Here is a 1,203-nt window from a genome sequence, read left to right on the forward strand (position 1 = left end):
TGCGCATTATGCGCATAACGAGAAGCAATCTGCTTCATCGTCTTCTCAGAATACCCAGCAGGCTTATCCATCACCTTCGGATTAAGCAAACGAGCAAAACTCACCGCCGTACCATTGTACATAGCGTCTGTTCGCGAATCGACTAATGAAGGATTATCGCCTAAAGCCGTAATAAGCGAAGATGACCAACTACCTTTCGTTGACATAGACATCACAAAAGAGATGAGGAGAACTAACGATAATACTAAACTGACTAGCCGTTTAACACTGCGAATGAGAAGCTTCTGATTGCGCACGACTCCCCTACGCTTATCTAAATAACCGAAAAATACTATAGGAATAGTAATAATAAGCAGAAATAAGCAAGCGCGGAAATTATACTTACCGCATTATATGGCATCCAAGCAGCTAAATTCTGAGCATTGCCGCCAGTAACAAAGTCCAAATCAGAAGGCACAATTGTTTCTGTACGAGAGACAATCTTAAATTTTTCAATAACTGCAAGAACAGCACTAAGAGTTACAAAAATTTGACTTGCTATCCAGAAACGATTAATCAAAATCAAAACAATAAAATAAACAAGTCCTAGGAGGAGGAATCCATTAATTATCCTAAAATTGCCGCGAAATATATCTGTGAGAAATCGTAAGGCATTCTCTGTTGCTCTGTTCGAGCTCACAGCCCACTGAAGAATAAAAATTGCAAAAAGATTAAATAAGCAGAAGAAAAATACATAACTCTAGGAGCTAAACTCCTGACGCGCAAAAAGAGTATACTTAAAGTTTTCCTCAACCGATTATTTTTATGACTGTCTACTGCACGTGAATTAGAGTTCATATCAGGCTCGATATGCTCTTGTGATTTGGCTTTTGTGGAATCCATTCCAAACATAAAAATCGAGATCCTCTTCTTTCGGCAAGTTAGACAGCGTAGTCATGCCTAGGTGATTATACAGTAGATGTATATAATAAAACTCTTTAATTACAGTTTGTGCGACCTTCTCAACCGAGTCTTTATTTTGTCTACTGCCTCAGACTGTTTCATATGAACACCGCCATTATCATGACTGCTGTAGTGCACGGAGATTGGATTTATTTATAACGGTATGATGCCACTGGTGGTGCACAATAATGAACATATGACTGTTAGACCAATGAATCAGCCTTAGAGTCCCTTGTCGAGAGAGAGAGAGAGAGAGAGAGA

General features: G+C 39.1%; 1 protein-coding gene and 1 pseudogene. Both read right to left on the reverse strand.

Annotation, left to right across the window (positions count from 1 at the left end; translation table 11 throughout):
* Positions 1-206, reverse strand: a pseudogene (locus G464_RS10095) (LTA synthase family protein); the annotation flags it as partial.
* 125 nt (positions 207-331) lie between these two features.
* Entirely contained in the window at positions 332-559 is a 228-nt protein-coding gene (locus G464_RS09805) for a hypothetical protein (protein ID WP_155237075.1), read from the reverse strand.
* Positions 560-1,203 lie beyond the last annotated feature (644 nt).

It is taken from the genome of Alloscardovia omnicolens DSM 21503, assembly GCF_000420505.1.
GTDB lineage: Bacteria > Actinomycetota > Actinomycetes > Actinomycetales > Bifidobacteriaceae > Alloscardovia > Alloscardovia omnicolens.